Origin of the sequence: Azospirillum sp. INR13 (assembly GCF_015390205.1) — a bacterium.
In the GTDB taxonomy this organism is placed as follows: Bacteria; Pseudomonadota; Alphaproteobacteria; order Azospirillales; family Azospirillaceae; genus Azospirillum.
The window spans coordinates 65,744-82,840 of sequence record NZ_VUOI01000012.1; the positions used below are offsets into that span (position 1 = coordinate 65,744).

At 67.0% G+C, this 17,097-nt stretch carries 14 protein-coding genes and 3 pseudogenes; all 17 read right to left on the minus strand.

What is annotated here, in order from left to right:
* Positions 1–41: 41 nt before the first annotated feature.
* Positions 42–440: pseudogene (locus F1643_RS11515) on the minus strand (cytochrome c-type biogenesis protein); the annotation flags it as partial.
* A complete protein-coding gene (locus F1643_RS11520; RefSeq protein WP_194913320.1) occupies positions 440–979 on the minus strand; it encodes a DsbE family thiol:disulfide interchange protein in 540 nt (179 codons plus the stop codon). The pseudogene F1643_RS11515 and the gene F1643_RS11520, both read right to left, overlap by 1 nt.
* A 13-nt stretch (positions 980–992) precedes the next feature.
* Positions 993–2,985 (minus strand): annotated as a pseudogene (locus tag F1643_RS11525) (heme lyase CcmF/NrfE family subunit).
* 7 nt (positions 2,986–2,992) lie between these two features.
* Positions 2,993–3,457, minus strand: a complete 465-nt coding sequence (gene ccmE / locus F1643_RS11530) for a cytochrome c maturation protein CcmE (RefSeq protein ID WP_149223723.1) — start codon at positions 3,455–3,457, stop codon at positions 2,993–2,995.
* 100 nt (positions 3,458–3,557) lie between these two features.
* A complete protein-coding gene (gene ccmD / locus F1643_RS22925) occupies positions 3,558–3,686 on the minus strand; it encodes a heme exporter protein CcmD (protein ID WP_194913321.1) in 129 nt (42 codons plus the stop codon).
* A gap of 18 nt (positions 3,687–3,704) precedes the next feature.
* Positions 3,705–4,451 (minus strand): heme ABC transporter permease, encoded by a 747-nt coding sequence (locus F1643_RS11540; RefSeq protein ID WP_194913322.1) that lies wholly within the window; start codon positions 4,449–4,451, stop codon positions 3,705–3,707.
* 448 nt (positions 4,452–4,899) lie between these two features.
* Positions 4,900–7,011, minus strand: a complete 2,112-nt coding sequence (gene pnp, locus F1643_RS11545) for a polyribonucleotide nucleotidyltransferase (protein ID WP_194913323.1) — start codon at positions 7,009–7,011, stop codon at positions 4,900–4,902.
* 363 nt (positions 7,012–7,374) lie between these two features.
* Entirely contained in the window at positions 7,375–7,644 is a 270-nt protein-coding gene (gene rpsO, locus F1643_RS11550; protein ID WP_085090536.1) for a 30S ribosomal protein S15, read from the minus strand.
* Positions 7,645–7,658: 14 nt separating this feature from the next.
* Positions 7,659–8,600: a tRNA pseudouridine(55) synthase TruB gene (gene truB / locus F1643_RS11555; RefSeq protein WP_194913324.1), complete on the minus strand. Its 942-nt coding sequence runs from the start codon at positions 8,598–8,600 to the stop codon at positions 7,659–7,661.
* Between the two features lie 94 nt (positions 8,601–8,694).
* Positions 8,695–9,213: pseudogene (gene rbfA, locus F1643_RS11560) on the minus strand (30S ribosome-binding factor RbfA); the annotation flags it as partial.
* Positions 9,214–9,261: 48 nt separating this feature from the next.
* On the minus strand, positions 9,262–9,639 hold the full coding sequence (locus F1643_RS11565) for a type II toxin-antitoxin system VapC family toxin (protein WP_149223713.1): 378 nt from the start codon (positions 9,637–9,639) through the stop codon (positions 9,262–9,264).
* Positions 9,636–9,944, minus strand: a complete 309-nt coding sequence (locus tag F1643_RS11570; protein WP_194913326.1) for a type II toxin-antitoxin system Phd/YefM family antitoxin — start codon at positions 9,942–9,944, stop codon at positions 9,636–9,638. Before F1643_RS11570 ends, F1643_RS11565 begins: the two co-directional genes overlap by 4 nt.
* Positions 9,945–10,053: 109 nt before the next feature.
* The gene (gene infB / locus F1643_RS11575; RefSeq protein WP_194913327.1) at positions 10,054–12,921 is read right to left on the minus strand and encodes a translation initiation factor IF-2; all 2,868 of its coding nucleotides are present in this window, start codon (positions 12,919–12,921) and stop codon (positions 10,054–10,056) included.
* 21 nt (positions 12,922–12,942) lie between these two features.
* Positions 12,943–13,743: an RNA-binding protein gene (locus tag F1643_RS11580; protein WP_194913328.1), complete on the minus strand. Its 801-nt coding sequence runs from the start codon at positions 13,741–13,743 to the stop codon at positions 12,943–12,945.
* A 74-nt stretch (positions 13,744–13,817) separates the two neighbouring features.
* On the minus strand, positions 13,818–15,377 hold the full coding sequence (gene nusA, locus F1643_RS11585) for a transcription termination factor NusA (RefSeq protein WP_194913330.1): 1,560 nt from the start codon (positions 15,375–15,377) through the stop codon (positions 13,818–13,820).
* Positions 15,378–15,505: 128 nt separating this feature from the next.
* Positions 15,506–16,006 carry a ribosome maturation factor RimP gene (gene rimP, locus F1643_RS11590; protein WP_194913331.1) on the minus strand — a complete coding sequence of 167 codons (501 nt, stop codon included), beginning with the start codon at positions 16,004–16,006 and terminating at the stop codon, positions 15,506–15,508.
* Positions 16,007–16,270: 264 nt separating this feature from the next.
* Positions 16,271–16,993: a tRNA (guanosine(46)-N(7))-methyltransferase TrmB gene (locus tag F1643_RS11595; RefSeq protein WP_194913334.1), complete on the minus strand. Its 723-nt coding sequence runs from the start codon at positions 16,991–16,993 to the stop codon at positions 16,271–16,273.
* Positions 16,994–17,097 lie beyond the last annotated feature (104 nt).

Consider the following 17,097-nt stretch of genomic DNA (forward strand, 5'->3'; position numbering starts at 1 on the left):
TCCGCGCTCAGGGGAGCGGTGTCGACGCCGGCGGCGGCACCCCGCCGCCCGCGCAGGAACAGGAAGGTGCCGATAGCCCCCAGCAGCAGCACGGCGAAGGGGCCGATCCACAGCACCAGCGTGGTCGCCTTGAAGGGCGGGCGCAGCAGCACATAATCGCCGTAACGGTCGGTGACGTACTCCATCACCTTCGCGTCGCTGTCGCCGGCCTGCAGCCGGTCGCGTACCAGAACGCGCAGGTCGCGGGCCAGCGGCGCGTTGCTGTCGTCGATCGACTGGTTCTGACAGACCAGACAGCGCAGCTCCTGGCTGATGGCGCGGGCGCGGGATTCCAGCGCCGGATCCGGCAGGACCTCTTCGGGCTGGACGGCCAGGGCGGGGGTCAGCGCCGATAGGGTGAGCGACAGCGCCAGCAGGGCGGCGGGAAGGATGCGCGTCATCAGCCCTGCCTCAGATGCTTGACCATGGGGAGAAGCTGCTCCTCCACCACCTGCGGGGTCAGCGGGCCGACATGCTTGAAGCGGATCCGGCCCTGGCGGTCGATCAGGTAGCTTTCCGGCACGCCGTAGACGCCCCAGTCGATCGACACCCGGCCGTCCTGGTCGGCGCCGATGGCGGCATAGGGGTTGCCGTTGCGCGCCAGCCAGGTCAGCGCGTCTTCCGGCTTGTCCTTGTAGTTGATGCCGTAGACCGTCACCCCCTGCTCGCGCGACAGGCGGGTGATGACGGGATGCTCCGCCTTGCAGGGGATGCACCAGGAGGCGAAGACGTTCACCAGCGTCACGTCGCCGGTCAGCTTGGCCGAGGACAGGCCGCCCGTCGCCGGCTGGCCCGGAATGGCCGGCAGGTCGAAGGTCGGCGCCGGCTTGTCGATCAGGGCCGACGGGATGTCGCGCGGGTCGCGCTGGAACCCCAGGTAGAAGGCGACACCCACCCCGATGAACAGCAGGAAGGGCAGCAGGTACAGAAGGCGGCGCATGGTGTCTTGGTCCTCATTCGGCCGGAAGCGGAGCCGACTTGCCGGCCGTACGGCGGCGTTCCGGCGCGCCGATGCGGAACCGGCGGTCGGTCAGGCTCACCAGTCCGCCCAGCATCATCCCGCGCCGCCGATCCAGATCCATGGCACCAGCGGGTGGTGGTAGATGCGGACGATCCAGGCGGTGCCGTTCTGCGTCGGGTCGCCCAGCGCCACATACAGGTCGGAGAAGACCGTGGTGTGGATGGCCGATTCCGTCGTCGTCATCCGGGTGGTGGTGTAGCTGCGGCGTTCCGGCGTCAGGGTTGCGACGGGCCGGCCGTCCTCGGTGACGGTGAAGACGCCGCGCTCCGCCTTGAAGTTCGGGCCGTCGACCAGCCCGATGCTGTCGAAGCGGAACTCGTATCCTGCGACGGTGGTCTGGTCGCCCGGCTTCATCGCCGTGATCGATTCCGTCTGCCAGGCCGACGTGCCGGTCATGCCGAGGATCGACAGGCCGACGCAGGCGTGCGCGATGGTCATGCCCCAGGCGCTGCGGGGCAGATGCACGGCGCGGTGCCAGCTGTTGCGGAAGGAGGTGCGGAACAGGGCGATGCGGTCGGCGAACTCCACCAGCGAGCCGACGAAGGCCCAGGCGGCGAGTGCGATGCCCACCAGCGCCAGCAGCGGCCCGCCGCCCGCCTTGACATAGGCGGTGATGGCGACGGCGATCACCACGGCGACGCCGGCGATCCACAGCCGGCTCAGCGCCGCCCACAGATCCGCCCGCTTCCACGACAGGAAGGGGCCGACCACCATGGCGACGATCATCGGGATCGCGACCGGGATGAAGGTGGCGTTGAAGAAGGGGGCGCCGACCGAAACCTTGCCCAGCTCCAGGATGTCGAGGAACAGCGGATAGAGCGTGCCGATGAACACCGTCGCCGTCGCCGTGGACAGCAGCAGGTTGTTCATCACCAGCGCGCCCTCGCGGCTGATCGGCGCGAACAGGCCGCCGGCCTTCAGCGACGGCGCGCGCAGGCTGTAGAGCAGCAGCGAGCCGCCGGTGGCGATCGCCAGCAGCACCAGGATGAAGACGCCGCGCTTTGGATCGACCGCGAAGGCATGGACCGAGGTCAGGATGCCGGAGCGCACCAGGAAGGTGCCCATCAGCGACAGCGAGAAGGTGACGATGGACAGCAGGATGGTCCAGCTCTTCAGTGCGTCGCGCTTCTCCACCACGATGGCGGAGTGCAGCAGTGCGGTGCCGGCCAGCCAGGGCATGAAGGACGCGTTCTCGACCGGGTCCCAGTACCACCAGCCGCCCCAGCCCAGCTCGTAATAGGCCCACCAGGACCCCATGGCGATGCCCATGGTCAGGGTCGACCAGGCGGCCAGCGTCCAGGGCCGCACCCAGCGCGCCCAGGCGGGATCGACCCGCCCCTCGATCAGGGCGGCCACGGCGAAGGAGAAGGCCATGGAGAAGCCGACATAGCCGGCATAGAGGAAGGGCGGGTGAAAGGCGAGGCCGGGGTCCTGCAGCAGCGGGTTCAGGTCGTTGCCGTCGATCGGCGCCGGGACCACGCGGATGAAGGGTTGGACGTCGCCAGGATGAACAGCAGGAAGCCGATCCCGATCAGGCCCTGGACCGCCAGCACGCGTGCTTTCAAGGTCGGCGGCAGGTTGCGCCCGAACATGGCCACGGCGGCGCCGAAGACCGTCAGCATGACGATCCACAGCATCATCGAGCCCTCGTGGTTGCCCCAGACGCCCGACACCTTGTAGAGCATCGGCTTGGCCGAGTGGCTGTTCTGCACCACGTTCAGCACGCTGAAATCGGACACCACATGTGCCCAGGTCAGGGCGGCATAGGCAACCAGCACCAGCAGCATCTGGGTGATGGCCGCGGGCACCGCGACGTTCATCCAGGCACCGTTGCGGGTGGCGGCGCCGACCAGCGGCGGCACCGACTGCACCAGCGCGACGAACAGCGCCAGCACCAGCGCGTAATGGCCGAGTTCGGGGATCACGGTCCCGCTACTCCTTCTTCGCGGTCTTCGTCTCGGACTCCGCCGGGTTCTTGTAGACCCCGGCCTGCTTCAGCGCCTCCGACACCTCGGGCGGCATGTAGTTCTCGTCATGCTTGGCCAGCACCTCGCGCGCGACGAAGACGCCGCCGGTCAGCTTGCCCTCGGCCACCACGCCCTGGCCCTCCCGGAACAGGTCGGGCAGCTGGCCGCGATAGCGGACGTCGATGGTGTGGGCGGTGTCGGTGACGCGGAAGGAGGTGGTGAGACCGTCCGGCGTCTTCTGCACGCTGCCTTCCTCGACCAGCCCGCCCAGGCGGAAATTGCGGTCGCCGACCTGCTGCGTCTGCAGCTGGGTCGGGCTGTAGAAGAAGACGATGTTGTCCTGGAAGGCGGTCAGCGCCAGGGCGGTCGCCGAGCCCAGCCCCAGGAGGGCGAGGCCCAGCATGTAGAGGCGGCGTTTCTTGCGGGTCATCCTTCGCTCGCTTCCGCCGGTGTTCCGGCGTTCTGATCGGCCGGCTTGCGGCCGGCGTTGCGGGTGCGGCGGCGGGCCGGGCGGGCGCTTTCCAGCGCCTTCAGCGTCGCTTCGGCGTTGCGCAGCCCCTTCCAGGTGGCGACCAGCAGGCCAGCAGGACAAGGGTGGCGATGCCGTAGGCCGGCCAGACGTAGGCGGCGTACCCGCCCATGTGGAGAAATTCGTTCATCGTCTTTCCCTGCGTCCCTTATCCCTGCATTCCGTCCGTCACGGCGCCGTCGCCGGCAACCGAAAGCCTCAGCGTCTGTATCTTGCGCTGGGCGATCTCCGTGCGCACGCGCAGCAGGACCACCGACAGGAAATAGGCGGTGAAGGCACCGGCCATCACCAGAAGCGGCGTCAGCATGGTGGGGTCGATGCTGGGGCCGCCCATGCGCACGACGCTGGCGGGCTGGTGCAGCGTGTTCCACCAATCGACCGAGAACTTGATGATCGGCACGTTGACGATGCCGACCAGCAGCAGGACGTTGCCGGCCTTCATGCCGCGCTGAGGATCGTCGAAGGCGTTCACCAGGGCCATGTAGCCCAGATACAGGAAGAACAGGATCAGCACGCTGGTCAGCCGGGCGTCCCACACCCACCAGGTGCCCCACATCGGCGCACCCCATAGCGATCCGGTCACCAGGCACACGAAGGTGAAGCCGGCACCGATGGGGGCGGCGGCCTTGGCGAACAGGTCGGCCAGCGGGTGCTTCCACACCAGACCCGCCGCCGCGGCGACGGCCATGTTGGTGTAGACGAACAGGCTCATCCAGGCGGCGGGCACATGGATGTACATGATCCGCACCGTCTCGCCCTGCTGATAGTCCGGCGGCGAGCCGAACAGGCTGAGCCACAGCCCGAGGATCGTCAGGATCACGGTCGCCCCTGCGCACCACGGCAGAAGCACGGCCGACAGGCGCAGGAAACGGGCGGGATTGGCGAAGCGATGCATAGAACGATAGCCCCGGTACAGGTGACCTTGGTCAGGCTTGCGGACGATATAAGCGCATGTATGGCGGACTGCGAGGGGTTTCGCCTTGATCTCGGTCAGGAGGAACAGCCATTCGTTCGTACTCTGACACCAAGGTATGAGAGGTCCCAAGCCCCTGGGGGCACTCGCTTCATTGGCTGTATAGACGCCTGGGAAGGGGCTTTTCATCCCAGCCCGCCGCCGGATCTTTTTTCGGTCAGGCCCTCAACTCCTCCCGCATCCCCGCCAGTATGGCCGCCCGGCAGCAGGCCGAAACGGAAGGGTATGACCGAAATCCATCGCGGTCGGCTGCTGCAGGACGGTCATGCCGCGGGCATAATGACAAGGGGCGCTCCCCGATGGGAAGCGCCCCTCTTCACGGCAGGCTTCATCGGGCGGTTGCCCGGCGTACCCGAACCTTATCGACGGATCACTCCGCCTTTTTGGTCAGGTCTTCGCCGGTGGCCTGATCGACCTGCTTCATCGACAGCTTGACCTTGCCGCGGTCGTCGAAGCCGATGACCTTGACCTTCACCGAGTCACCCTGCGACACGACGTCCGACACCTTGCCGACGCGCTGCTGCGCCAGTTCGGAGATGTGGACGAGGCCGTCGCGCGAGCCCAGGAAGTTCACGAAGGCGCCGAAATCGACGACCTTCACGACCTTGCCGGTGTAGACGACGTTCATCTCCGGCTCGGCGACGATGCCCTTGATCCACTCGATGGCGGCGTCCGACTTCTTCTGGTCCACGGCCGAGACCTTGACGGTGCCGTCGTCGTCGATGTCGATCTTGGCGCCGGTCTGCTCGACGATCTCGCGGATCACCTTGCCGCCGGAGCCGATCACGTCGCGGATCTTCTCCTTCGGGATGTTGATCACGGTGATGCGCGGGGCGTTCTCGTTGACGCCTTCGCGGGCGCCGGTCAGCGCCTTCGACATCTCGCCCAGGATGTGCAGGCGGCCGTCCTTGGCTTGGCCCAGCGCGATCTTCATGATCTCCTCGGTGATCGAGGTGATCTTGATGTCCATCTGCAGGGCGGTGACGCCGACCTCGGTGCCGGCGACCTTGAAGTCCATGTCGCCCAGGTGGTCTTCGTCACCCAGGATGTCCGACAGGACGGCAAAGCCGTGGTCTTCCTTGATCAGGCCCATGGCGATGCCGGCGACCGGACGGGCCAGCGGCGCGCCGGCGTCCATCAGCGACAGCGAGGTGCCGCAGACGGTGGCCATCGAGGAGGAGCCGTTGGACTCCGTGACTTCCGACACGACGCGCAGCGTGTAGGGGAAGTCTTCCTTCTTCGGCAGCAGCGGGTGGATGGCGCGCCACGCCAGCTTGCCGTGGCCGATCTCGCGGCGGCCGGGGCTGCCCATGCGGCCGGCTTCACCCACCGAGTACGGGGGGAAGTTGTAGTGCAGCATGAAGTGCTCGCGGTACTCGCCTTCGAGCGCGTCGATGATCTGCTCGTCCTGGCTGGTGCCCAGCGTGGTGACGACCAGCGCCTGGGTCTCGCCGCGGGTGAACAGGGCCGAACCATGGGCGCGCGGCAGGATACCGACTTCCGACACGATCGGACGCACGGTCTTGGTGTCGCGGCCGTCGATGCGGCGGCCGGTCTTCAGGACGGCGCCGCGCAGGATGTCGGCCTCCAGCTCCTTGAACTCGAAACCGATCGACTGGGCGTCGAATTCCTCGGCCAGCGTCTCGAGCGCCTTCGCCTTGGCGGCGCCGACCTTCTCGTAGCGGCTCTGCTTGACCGTCTCGGTGTAGGCAGCCTCGACATCCGACCCGACGGTCTCGCGCAGGCGGGCCTTCAGGGCCTTGCGGTCGTAGGCCGGCTCCGGCAGATCCCACGGCTCCTTGGCGGCTTCCTCGGCCAGGTCGATGATCATCTCGATCACCGGCTGGAAGTTGGTGTGGCCGAACATGACGGCGCCCAGCATGACCTCTTCGGTCAGCTCCTTGGCTTCCGATTCGACCATCAGCACGCCTTCGACGGTGCCGGCGACGACCAGATCCAGGTCGCTGTCCTCGACCTCGTCCATGGTCGGGTTCAGCACATACTGGCCGTTCTTGTAACCGACGCGGGCGGCGCCGATCGGACCCAGGAACGGGATGCCGGAGATCGTCAGCGCGGCCGAGGCGCCGACCATCGCCACGATGTCCGGATCGTTCTCCAGATCATGGCTCAGCACGGTGCAGACGACCTGCGTCTCGTTGCGGAAGCCATCGGCGAACAGCGGACGGATCGGACGGTCGATCAGGCGGCTGACCAGCGTTTCCTTCTCGGTCGGACGGCCTTCGCGCTTGAAGAAGCCACCGGGGATCTTGCCGGCCGCGAAGGCCTTTTCCTGGTAATTGACGGTCAGCGGGAAGAAATCGACGCCCGGCTTCGGCGCCTTGGCGGCGACGGCGGTGCACAGGACGGTGGTGTCACCATAGGTGACCAGAACCGCGCCGTTGGCCTGACGGGCGATCTTGCCCGTTTCCAGGACCAGCTTGCGCCCGCCCCATTCGATTTCCTTGCGATGAACAGTAAACATCGATTCTTTCCTTCCATCCGACACCCTGCAACGGCCGGATTGCCGCCCAAGGCCGGGGCCATCGGTCGTAGGACCCCGCGAGAAAACTGGAGATATGGTGTTCGACAACAGGAATGAACGAATCAAGATAGAGGTGCCGTGGATGCAAAAAAGGCCGGTCCCCGAATGATCGGGCCGGCCTGTCCATCACGAAACGCTCAAGATCGAGTTTCTATTGCCAATAACCAATGAGGTGTTCCGGAACGATACAGGTGGACGACGGCTTCGGTGCTCGACTTCTGTGTTCCCGCCGGACTTCCGGGGAAACCCCCGGCCGGTGGCCGGCCAGGGGAACCCGAACCCGTCAGCGGGACGGCGCAGCTGTCAGCGGCGCAGGCCCAGACGCTCGATCAGAGCGGCGTAGCGCGACTGATCCTTCTTCTTCAGGTAGTCGAGCAGACGGCGGCGCTGGCCGACCATCACCAGCAGACCACGGCGGGAGTGGAAGTCCTTCTTGTGGCTCTTCAGGTGTTCGGTCAGGTTGCTGATGCGCTCCGTCAGGATCGACACCTGAACCTCGGGCGAGCCGGTGTCGGCCTCACCGCGCGAATATTCCTTGATCAGCTCTTGCTTGCGCTCGGGCGTAATCGACATCGGGGTCTCCTAAATCACGTGAGGTTGAGCACGCGCACCGGACGGACCTCCGCCCCCTCGACACGGGCCAACGCCACCGGCGTTCCGCCGAAAAGCGCAATAACGGTGCCATCCCCACCGTCAGCACCCTGAACCGCCATCAGGCGGTCACGATCCTGCCGGGTGAGGAGAGCCACCGTCTGGCCGTGCCTCAGTCGGTGCGCTTCCGCTTCCGTCAGGGCCAGCGCCGGGATGTCGTCCAGCGCGGTCTCGATCGGCAACAGAAGTCGTTCGACGGCCGCACCTTGCTCCATGGCGGCCAGTTCGTCCAGGGAAATCGCGCGGTCCAGCGTGAAGGACCCGACGCGCAAACGACGCAGAAGCCCGACATGGCCGACCGTTCCCAGCGCTTCCGCCAGGTCGCGGGCCAGCGAGCGGACATAGGTGCCCTTGCCGCAATCCACCTCGAACACCGCATGGTCGGTGTCGGGTTCCTCGACCAGTTCGAAGCGGTCGATGCGCACGGTGCGGGCGGCGAGATCGACCGCGTCGCCTTCGCGCGCGATGTCGTAGGCACGCTCGCCGTCGATCTTGATGGCGCAGAATTGTGGCGGCACCTGCTGGATCTCGCCCAGGAAGGCGGGCAGGGCGGCGCGGATCGCCTCGGTCGTTGGCCGGTGGTCGGAGCGGTCGATCACCGCGCCCTCGCGGTCGTCGGTGGTCGTCCGCTCGCCCCAACGAATGGAGAAACGGTAGGTCTTGGCGCCATCCATGGCGTAGGAGACGGTCTTGGTCGCCTCGCCCAACGCGATCGGCAGGATGCCGGTCGCCAGCGGGTCCAGGGTGCCGCCATGCCCGGCCTTCTCGGCATTCAGCAGGCGGCGCACCTTCGACAGTGCCTGGGTGGAGGTCATGCCTTCCGGCTTGTCCAGCACGACCCAGCCATGGATCGGCGTGCCCTTCCGCTTACGAGCCACGACGGCCGCCCCGGCTCTCACCCCGGCTCTCGTCGTCGCTTTCGCCCTTTTCCTCGCCTTTTTCCTCGTCGTCGAGCATGGCGCGGTCGTCGTCCTCGTCAGACTCATCGGGGTCCGCCTCGTCGGGGCCGAGATCATCCTCATCCTCGTCCCAGGAGTCGTCCTCATCCTCGTCATGGTCGTCGTCGCCGTTGACGCGGCCCAGCGGATGTCCGCTCAGGTCGCGGGCGACCTCCGGGCTGTGCAGGATGCTGTCGATGCGGTGGGCGTAGTCGAACGAGGTGTCGCCTTCGAAGCTCAGCGTCGGGGCGTGGCGCAGGTTGACCATGCGCGCGACCTGTCCGCGCAGGAAGGCGGCGGCCCGCTTCAGGGCGACCTGGGCCTCCTCCATCCGCTCGCCGCCCAGCGTCGAATAGAAGACGGTGGCGTTGGACAGGTCGGGGCTGATCCTCACCTCGGTGACCGTGACGTTCAGCGAGGCCAGCTCCGGATCGTGGAAGTCACCGCGGCGGAACAGGTCGGCAAGGGCGTGGCGCAACTCCTCGCCGACGCGCAGTTGCCGTTGGGACGGGGGCTTGCCGGCGGTGAACGCGCCGCGCTTCTTGCTGGCCATGATACGTGTCTTTCGTCGATGTCTGCTACCCGTGCGGTCCGACGGCGGTCAGGACCAGAGAACGGGCACGTCGTAAAGTCTTATGGTTCGGTCGGCACTCACCAGCGTCAAGCCATCCGCCTGCGCCTGTGCGATCAGCATCCGGTCGAAGGGATCGCCATGGTGCCGGGGCAGGCTGTCCAACCTCTCGATGTGACGGACATCTATGGCAAGGATCGTCAGTCCGTTTTCGACCAGAAGGCGATGGAACCCGCTGGGCAACGTCAACTTTCCGAGACCAACCTTGATGGTGAGTTCCCAGAGCGATGCGATGCTCGCCAGAACGGTGCTGGAGCCGTCGGCAATCACCGTCCGGACGGCAGGGCCGAGCTTCGGGTCGTCGGTGGCCAGCCACAGCAGCACATGGCTGTCGAGCAGCAGCTTCACCCCGGCATTCCTTTCCACTGGTCCGGCCACTCCTCATCCGGAGCGAGACCGTAGAAACTCTTCAACAGATCGTCCGGCAGCGGAGCGTCGAAATCATCGGCGATCCGGATCCGGCCCTTGGCGAAGCCGAACCGTATTGGCGGCTTGCCGGTCGGAACGCCTTCGGACTGCGCGTTTTCGACGACAAGCACCAGCTTCACCGCTGGCTTCCCGTCGCGAAGGATGACGATCTCTTCGCCATTCTCCACGCGGTCGATCAGTTCGGCCATGTGCCCGTCGGCTTTGGACAGTGGAATACGATCCATTGCGTCACCTCCAGGTAGGCTTCACCTCTCGTCTGGAAAACGAACCGCCCGGCCCGCTCCGGTGATCCATCGTAAGATGGGCCGGAAGGGGCCGGGCGGTTCGTCGGATTTACAGCTCGCGAGCGATTTCCTCGATCTCGAAGGCTTCGATCTGATCGCCGGCCTGGATGTTGTCGTAATTCTCGAAGGCCATGCCGCACTCGTAACCCTCGCGCACTTCCTTGACTTCGTCCTTGAAGCGCTTGAGCGTCTTGAGCGTGCCTTCGTGAATGACGACGTTGTCGCGCAGCAGGCGGACGCCGGCGCCGCGCTTGACGACACCCTGCGTGACCATACAACCGGCGACCTTGCCGACCTTCGTGATGTTGAACACCTCGCGGATGGTCGCGTAGCCGATGAAGCGTTCCCGCAGCGTCGGAGACAAGAGACCGGTCAGCGCCGCCTTCACGTCGTCGATCACGTTGTAGATGATCGAGTAGTAGCGGATTTCGACGCCGTCGCGCTTGGCGAGGTCGCGGGCCTGCGGGTTGGCGCGGACGTTGAAGCCGATGATCATCGCGTTGGACGCATTGGCCAGCGTGATGTCGGACTCGTTGATCGCACCGACCGAGTTGTGCAGGACGCGGACCTTGACCTCGGTGTTCTCGGCCGTGAGCTTCTCCAGCGAGCTGGCGATGGCTTCGATCGAGCCCTGCACGTCGCCCTTGATGACGACCGGCAGTTCCTTGGCCTCGCCGGCCTGGATGCGGCTGAACATGTCCTGCAGCGAACCGCGGGCCGACGCCGCCACCACCGCTTCGCGCTTCTTGCGCTGGCGGAACTCGGCGATCTCGCGGGCACGGGCTTCGGACTCGACGACGGTGAAGTCGTCGCCGGCCATCGGCGTGCCGTTCAGGCCCAGGACCTCGACGGGGACGGCCGGGGCCGCCTCGTTGACGTTCTGGCCGCGGTCGTTGATCAGCGCACGGACGCGGCCCCATTCGGCACCGGTCACGAACACGTCGCCGACCTTCAGCGTGCCGCGCTGGACCAGCACGGTGGCGACCGAACCACGGCCACGCTCCAGCTTCGCCTCGATGACGACGCCTTCTGCGGCGCGCTCGGGGTTGGCCCGCAGCTCCAGGATTTCGGCCTGGAGGAGGATCGCCTCTTCCAGCTTGTTCAGGTTGCGCTTGGCCTTGGCCGACACTTCGACGTCGAGAACGTCGCCGCCCATCTCCTCGACCACCAGCTCGTGCTGGAGCAGTTCCTGACGGACGCGCTCCGGCTTGGCATCGGGCAGGTCGCACTTGTTGATGGCGACGATGATCGGAACCTTGGCCGCCTTGGCGTGGCGGATGGCTTCGATCGTCTGCGGCATGACGCCGTCATTGGCGGCCACCACCAGCACGACCACGTCGGTGACGTTGGCGCCGCGGGCACGCATCTCGGTGAAGGCGGCGTGACCCGGCGTGTCGATGAAGGTGATCTTCGCACCCGACTCCAGCTGCACCTGATAGGCGCCGATGTGCTGGGTGATGCCGCCGGCCTCGCCCGACACCACGTCGGTCTGGCGCAGCGCGTCGAGCAGCGAGGTCTTGCCGTGGTCGACGTGGCCCATGATCGTGACGACCGGAGGACGCGGGACCAGGACGGCACCCTCTTCCTCGGTGGCACGCAGGCCGATCTCGACGTCGGACTCCGACACGCGGCGGACGCGGTGGCCGAACTCGGTGATCAGCAGCTCGGCGGTGTCGGCGTCGATGGTCTGGTTGATGGTCGCCATCACGCCCATGCGCATCAGCGCCTTGATGACGTCGGCGCCACGCTCGGCCATGCGGTTGGCCAGCTCCTGGACGGTGATGACTTCCGGCAGCACGACGTCGCGGGTGACTTTGGCCGTCTCCTGGCGGCTCATCTGGCGCAGGCGTTCACGCTCGCGGGCACGGCGGACGGCGGCCAGCGACCGGGTGCGGTCGCTGCCGTCGTCGCTGAGCGCCTGCGAGACGGTCAGCTTGGTACCCTTGCGGCGGTCGGCACCGGCGGGAGCCTTGGCGGCCGGACGGGCCGGAGCGGCCTTGGCCGGGGCGCCGCCACGACCGCCCTTGCGGCGGTTGTCGTCCTCTTCCTCGGCGCGGGCCGGCGGAGCGCCGACGCCCGGCAGGGTACGGCCGGGAGCGGCGTCGCCGGCAGGACGCGCGGAGGCACCGCCGGGGCGCTGATCGCCGGCGGGACGGGCACCGGCCGGACGGGCACCGTCACGGGCGGCGCCATCGCGGCCACCGTCGCGGCCACCGTCGCGGCGGACCGCCGGTTCGGCATCGCGGCGCTTGGCCTCCTCGGCTTCCTTGCGCTTGGCCTCTTCCTCCTTGCGGCGGCGTTCGGCCTCTGCGGCGATCTTGCGCTCTTCCTCCTGGATGGCGCGCATCTCGTCCAGCTCGCGCTGGCGCAAGGTGTCGGCGTCCAGGATGATCGGCGGCATTTCCGGCTCGGCCTGGGCCGGAGCGTCGGAGACGGTCGGAGCGGCAGCGGTATCGGATGCGGCGGCAGGAGCGGCGGTTGCCTCTTCGGCGGCACGGGCGGCGGCCTCGGCGGCGCGCGCTTCCGCGCGGACCGCTTCTTCCTCGGCCTCGATCCGGCGCTGCTCTTCGAACGCCGCGGCGCCACGGAGCGCACGCAGGCGGGAATCCAGCTCCTCGCGGGTCAGTTGGCGCCCGGCAGGGGCGCCGCCGCCGCGGGGCCGCTGGCCCTGCGCGCCGCGCATGGGCAGGCCCTGGGCAGCTTGACGCGCAGCGGCGCCGCCGTCGGCAACGCCGGGCACGGCGCCCTTTTCAACATGACGCTTGCGCTTGACCTCTACGGTCACCGCTTTTGACCGGCCATGGGAGAAGCTCTGCCGGACCTGGGTCTCGACCGGCTTCTTCGACTCCAGCTTTCCTTTGCTGGCGCCGGTTAGGTGCAAGACTTTCTTCTGGTCCTGGTCGTTGCTATCGGTCATCGGTTCCCGAGTGGTCAGACGTTACATCGCAGGCCGGCCGGCCGTATCGCCGACTCCCGAGCCCTTATCAGAATCCTGGTGCGCATCCCGATCCCCTGGGGGATCTTTCAGGTCCAGGTGCCTCCGGGGACCTTTCAGCCCCCTCAAGCGTGCCGCTTCGCGGACCAGCCCAGCGGCCAGCCTGCCTCGCGCCACCACGGCATGCACCGCGTGATCGCGTCCCAGCGCCGCGGCCAAGGCCGAGGACTCGAACAGATCGATCACCGGCAGCGACGGCGCGAGCGCCGTCACCTTGCCGCGCTGGTCCAGCGAGCCGTCCGCGGCTTCCACCAGCAGGGCCGGCGGGGGACCCGCACGGCCGACCTGGTTGGCCTTCAACGCCTCGCGCACCTTCTCGTACCCCGCCAAAACGTGCCCGGCACGGCGGGCAAGGCCCAACGCGTGCAGACAACGCCGTTCCAGCAGCCGTTCCAGCCTCTCGGCCAGATCGGGCGGTACTTTCACCGCCCGACGGGCCGCTTTGGCGAAAACGGATTTGCCCATGGCCTTCGCCAGGGCATCCCGGTCGGCCGTGACCCAAAGGCCGCGGCCGGGCAGACGTTCCTCCAGGTCGGGAACCACCTCGCCGTCGGGGCCGATCACGAAGCGGATCATGCTCTCCTTCGGCCCGACCGTGCCCGACGCGATGCAGCGGCGCAGAGGCCCCTTCTCGTCGTCGGCCGGCAGGCGGTCCGTCCCGGCACCTTCGTCCTGTGCCAATTCCTGTTCCGGCACCGCATCCGCGGCGGCGGTCGGTGTCCGTTCGTCGTTCCGTTCGGTCATCCGATCGTCATCCGCTCGCGCGGTCCCGAATAATCGTTCCTGTCGGGCGCAGTTCCAACCGGCATTGCTGCCGGTCAGGCCTGCGCGCCCTGACCACCGGCGCTGCCATCTGCCGCAGGGGCCGCGGCGGCGCCGTCCTGTTCCTCACCCTCAAACCAGTGGGCGCGCGCGGCCATGATGATCGCGTTCGCCTCTTCCTCCGAGGGCGCGTCCTTGGCGCCGTCCTTGGACAGGATCTCGACCAGCTCGTCACCGGCCAGATCGGCCAGATCGTCCAGCGTCTTCACGCCGTTCTCGCCCAGCTTCACCAGCTGTGTGGCGGTGAAGCCGGTCAGCTCGGCGACGATGTCCTCGACGCCCAGTTCCAGACGGCGTTCGTTCGCCTGCTCGTCCTGCACTTCCAGGAAGGCGAGGGCGCGCTGCTTCAGCTCGTCGGCAACCGACTCGTCGAAGCCTTCGATCTCCGCCAGCTCCTCGGTCTCGACGAAGGCGATCTCCTCGACAGAGGTGAAGCCTTCGGCAACCAACAGGTGGGCGATCACGTCGTCGACGTCCAGCGCCTTCATGAACAGGGCCGAACGGCTGTGGATTTCCTCCGACCGGCGCTCCGACTCCTCCTGTTCGGTGAGGATGTCGATGTCCCAGCCGGTCAGCATCGAGGCGAGGCGCACATTCTGGCCGCGGCGGCCGATGGCCAGCGACAGCTGGTCGTCGGGCACCACCACCTCGATGCGGCGGTTGTCGTCGTCGAGCACGACCTTGGCGACCTCGGCCGGGGCGAGCGCGTTGACGACGAAGGTCGCCGCCTCGCCCGACCACGGGATGATGTCGATCTTCTCGCCCTGCAGCTCGCCGACGACCGCCTGGACTCGGCTGCCGCGCATGCCGACGCAGGCGCCGACCGGGTCGATGGAGCTGTCGTTGCTGTGGACGGCGATCTTCGCACGGCTTCCCGGATCACGGGCGACCGCCCGGATCTCGATGATGCCGTCGTAGATTTCCGGCACTTCCTGGGCGAACAGCTTCGCCATGAACATGGGATGCGTGCGCGACAGGAAGATCTGCGGCCCGCGCGGTTCCTCGCGGACGTCGTAGATATAGGCGCGCACACGGTCGCCGTTCTTGAAATGCTCGCGCGGCAACAGCTCGTCGCGGCGCAGGATCGCTTCGGCGCGACCCAGGTCGACGGTGACGTTGCCGTATTCCACGCGCTTGACCAGACCGTTGACGATCTCGCCGTTGCGATCCTTGTACTCGTTGAACTGGCGCTTGCGCTCGGCGTCGCGCACCTTCTGCACGATCACCTGCTTGGCGGTCTGGGCGGCGATGCGGCCGAAATCGATCGGCGGCAGCGGGTCGACCAGGAAATCGCCGATCTTGGCGCCGGGCTTGCGGCGCTGGGCGTAGGGCAGTGTGACCTGCGTGGCCTCGTTCTCCACCGTCTCGACCACCTCCAGGTGGCGGGTCAGATGGATGTCGCCGGTCTTGCGGTCGATCCGGGCGCGGATGTCGTGCTCGTGGCCGTACTTGGAGCGGCCGGCCTTCTGAATCGCCTGCTCCATCGCCTCCAGGACTTCGTCCCGGTCGATGTTCTTTTCGCGGGCGACCGCGTCAGCGACTTGCAGCAATTCCATCCGTTACACTTCCTGGCTCGGTCTTGTGTGATGCCGGTCTTGCGTGATGTCCGGTCGGTTCGGCGGGATGTCGGTTCGGCTTTCGGGGGCGGGCATCCTGTCGGCGTGTCCTTGGCGGACCCGGGCCGTCAGTTCTGCGGGCCCTCCTGCTGCTCCTGGCTGGCGCGGATCAACTCGTCCGTCAGCACCAGCTTGGCGCGCAGGATGTTGTCGAACTCCAGCCGGGCCGGTCCCTGTTCGGTGTCGACGCACACGAGGCCGTCCTCGACGCCCTTCAGCATGCCTTTGAAACGCTTGCGGCCGTCGATGGCCATGCGGCTCTCCAGCCGGGCTTCGAAGCCGGCGAAGCGCTCGAAATCCTTGAGGCGGGTCAGGGGCCGGTCGATGCCGGGCGAACTGACCTCCAGCGTGTAGGCTTCGCGAATCGGGTCTTCCACGTCCAGCAGGGCCGAGACGGAGCGGCTGATGTCGGCGCAATCCTCGACAGTCATGGGCGCGCCGTCGGCGCGCTCCGCCATGATCTGGAGAATCGACCGCTGGCCGCCTGAGATCTGAACGCGCACGACCTCATAGCCCATGGCTTCGACCGACGGCGTGATGATCTGTTCGATGCGACCTGTAGCGTCCATTCCACCTGACCCAAAGCCTGCGGCCGGGATCGAACCGGACGAGGTTTCCACAACAGAAGGTTCAAAAAGCGCGCGTTTCCACACGCTGATAAAAAAATAAGTGGGCAAAAGCCCACCCGCAAAGCGTCTCGCCGGCCCGGTTGCCCGGGCCGCCAATCCGTATGGGTTCTCAGAGGGTGAATATAGTCATTCCGCCCGATGCCGCAAGCCTTTTCCGGCCTGATCGGCTTTGCCGGTCGGATTCTCAAGCGGAACGGGTATGCGTCAGCTTCGCGGGCGACGGACGAACCGCATGAAGACCGGCTTGCGGCCGGCAGCGATGGCCTTTTCCTCGTACCGGGTCGCCGGCCAGTCGTCGGGCCGGACGCGCCAGTCCGACGGGCGTCGCGCCGTCCATTCGAAATCGGGATGCCTGACCGTGTGTTCAAGCATCCAGCGCACCAGACCCATGTCGTCGCTGGCCAGGCGCAGCTCCGCGCCGTCCTTCAGCACGCGGGCCAGCCGCGGCAGGTTCTCCGGTCCGATGAAGCGGCGGTCGGCGTGACGCTTCTTCGGCCATGGGTCGGCGAACAGCACGAAGGCGCGGCCGATCGAGGCGTCGGGCAGGGCGTCCAGCAGCGGTCGGGCATCGTCGGGCTGGATGCGGACATTGCTCAAGGTCTCGTCCTCGACCATGCCCAGCAGGCCGGCGATGCCGTTGATGAAGGGTTCGGCACCGATGAAACCGACATCCGGATTGTGTCCGGCCTGCCAGGCCAGGTGATGGCCCATGCCGAACCCGACCTCCAGCCAGACCTCGCGCTTGGGTGTATCGAACAGCCCGGCGGGATCCAGGCTGTCGCCGGGCTTGGGCAGCGCGATCTGAAGCTGCGGCAGCAGGACGTCGATCAGCTCCGTCCGGCGTTTGCGCAACGGCCGGCCCTTGCGGCGCCCGAACAGGCGGTTGGAGCTTTCGGAAAGGGAACCGGAGGTGCTGTCGTCGGTCATGTCGGAACGCTGCATGGAAATGAGGAAAGCGCAAAAGAAAGCAGGGGCCGTTTCCAGCCCCTGCCGTCTTTTCCGCATCGGCTGCGGATACTATGCCGCGAAGG

Coding starts and splice junctions, on each gene's coding strand:
- F1643_RS11520 (WP_194913320.1), bottom strand. CDS start 979: ATGCGCCGCCTTCTGTACCTGCTGCCCTTCCTGCTGTTCATCGGGGTG.
- ccmE (WP_149223723.1), bottom strand. CDS start 3,457: ATGACCCGCAAGAAACGCCGCCTCTACATGCTGGGCCTCGCCCTCCTG.
- ccmD (WP_194913321.1), bottom strand. CDS start 3,686: ATGAACGAATTTCTCCACATGGGCGGGTACGCCGCCTACGTCTGGCCG.
- F1643_RS11540 (WP_194913322.1), bottom strand. CDS start 4,451: ATGCATCGCTTCGCCAATCCCGCCCGTTTCCTGCGCCTGTCGGCCGTG.
- pnp (WP_194913323.1), bottom strand. CDS start 7,011: ATGTTTACTGTTCATCGCAAGGAAATCGAATGGGGCGGGCGCAAGCTG.
- rpsO (WP_085090536.1), bottom strand. CDS start 7,644: ATGTCGATTACGCCCGAGCGCAAGCAAGAGCTGATCAAGGAATATTCG.
- F1643_RS11570 (WP_194913326.1), bottom strand. CDS start 9,944: ATGGATCGTATTCCACTGTCCAAAGCCGACGGGCACATGGCCGAACTG.
- infB (WP_194913327.1), bottom strand. CDS start 12,921: ATGACCGATAGCAACGACCAGGACCAGAAGAAAGTCTTGCACCTAACC.
- F1643_RS11580 (WP_194913328.1), bottom strand. CDS start 13,743: ATGACCGAACGGAACGACGAACGGACACCGACCGCCGCCGCGGATGCG.
- nusA (WP_194913330.1), bottom strand. CDS start 15,377: ATGGAATTGCTGCAAGTCGCTGACGCGGTCGCCCGCGAAAAGAACATC.
- rimP (WP_194913331.1), bottom strand. CDS start 16,006: ATGGACGCTACAGGTCGCATCGAACAGATCATCACGCCGTCGGTCGAA.
- F1643_RS11595 (WP_194913334.1), bottom strand. CDS start 16,993: ATGACCGACGACAGCACCTCCGGTTCCCTTTCCGAAAGCTCCAACCGC.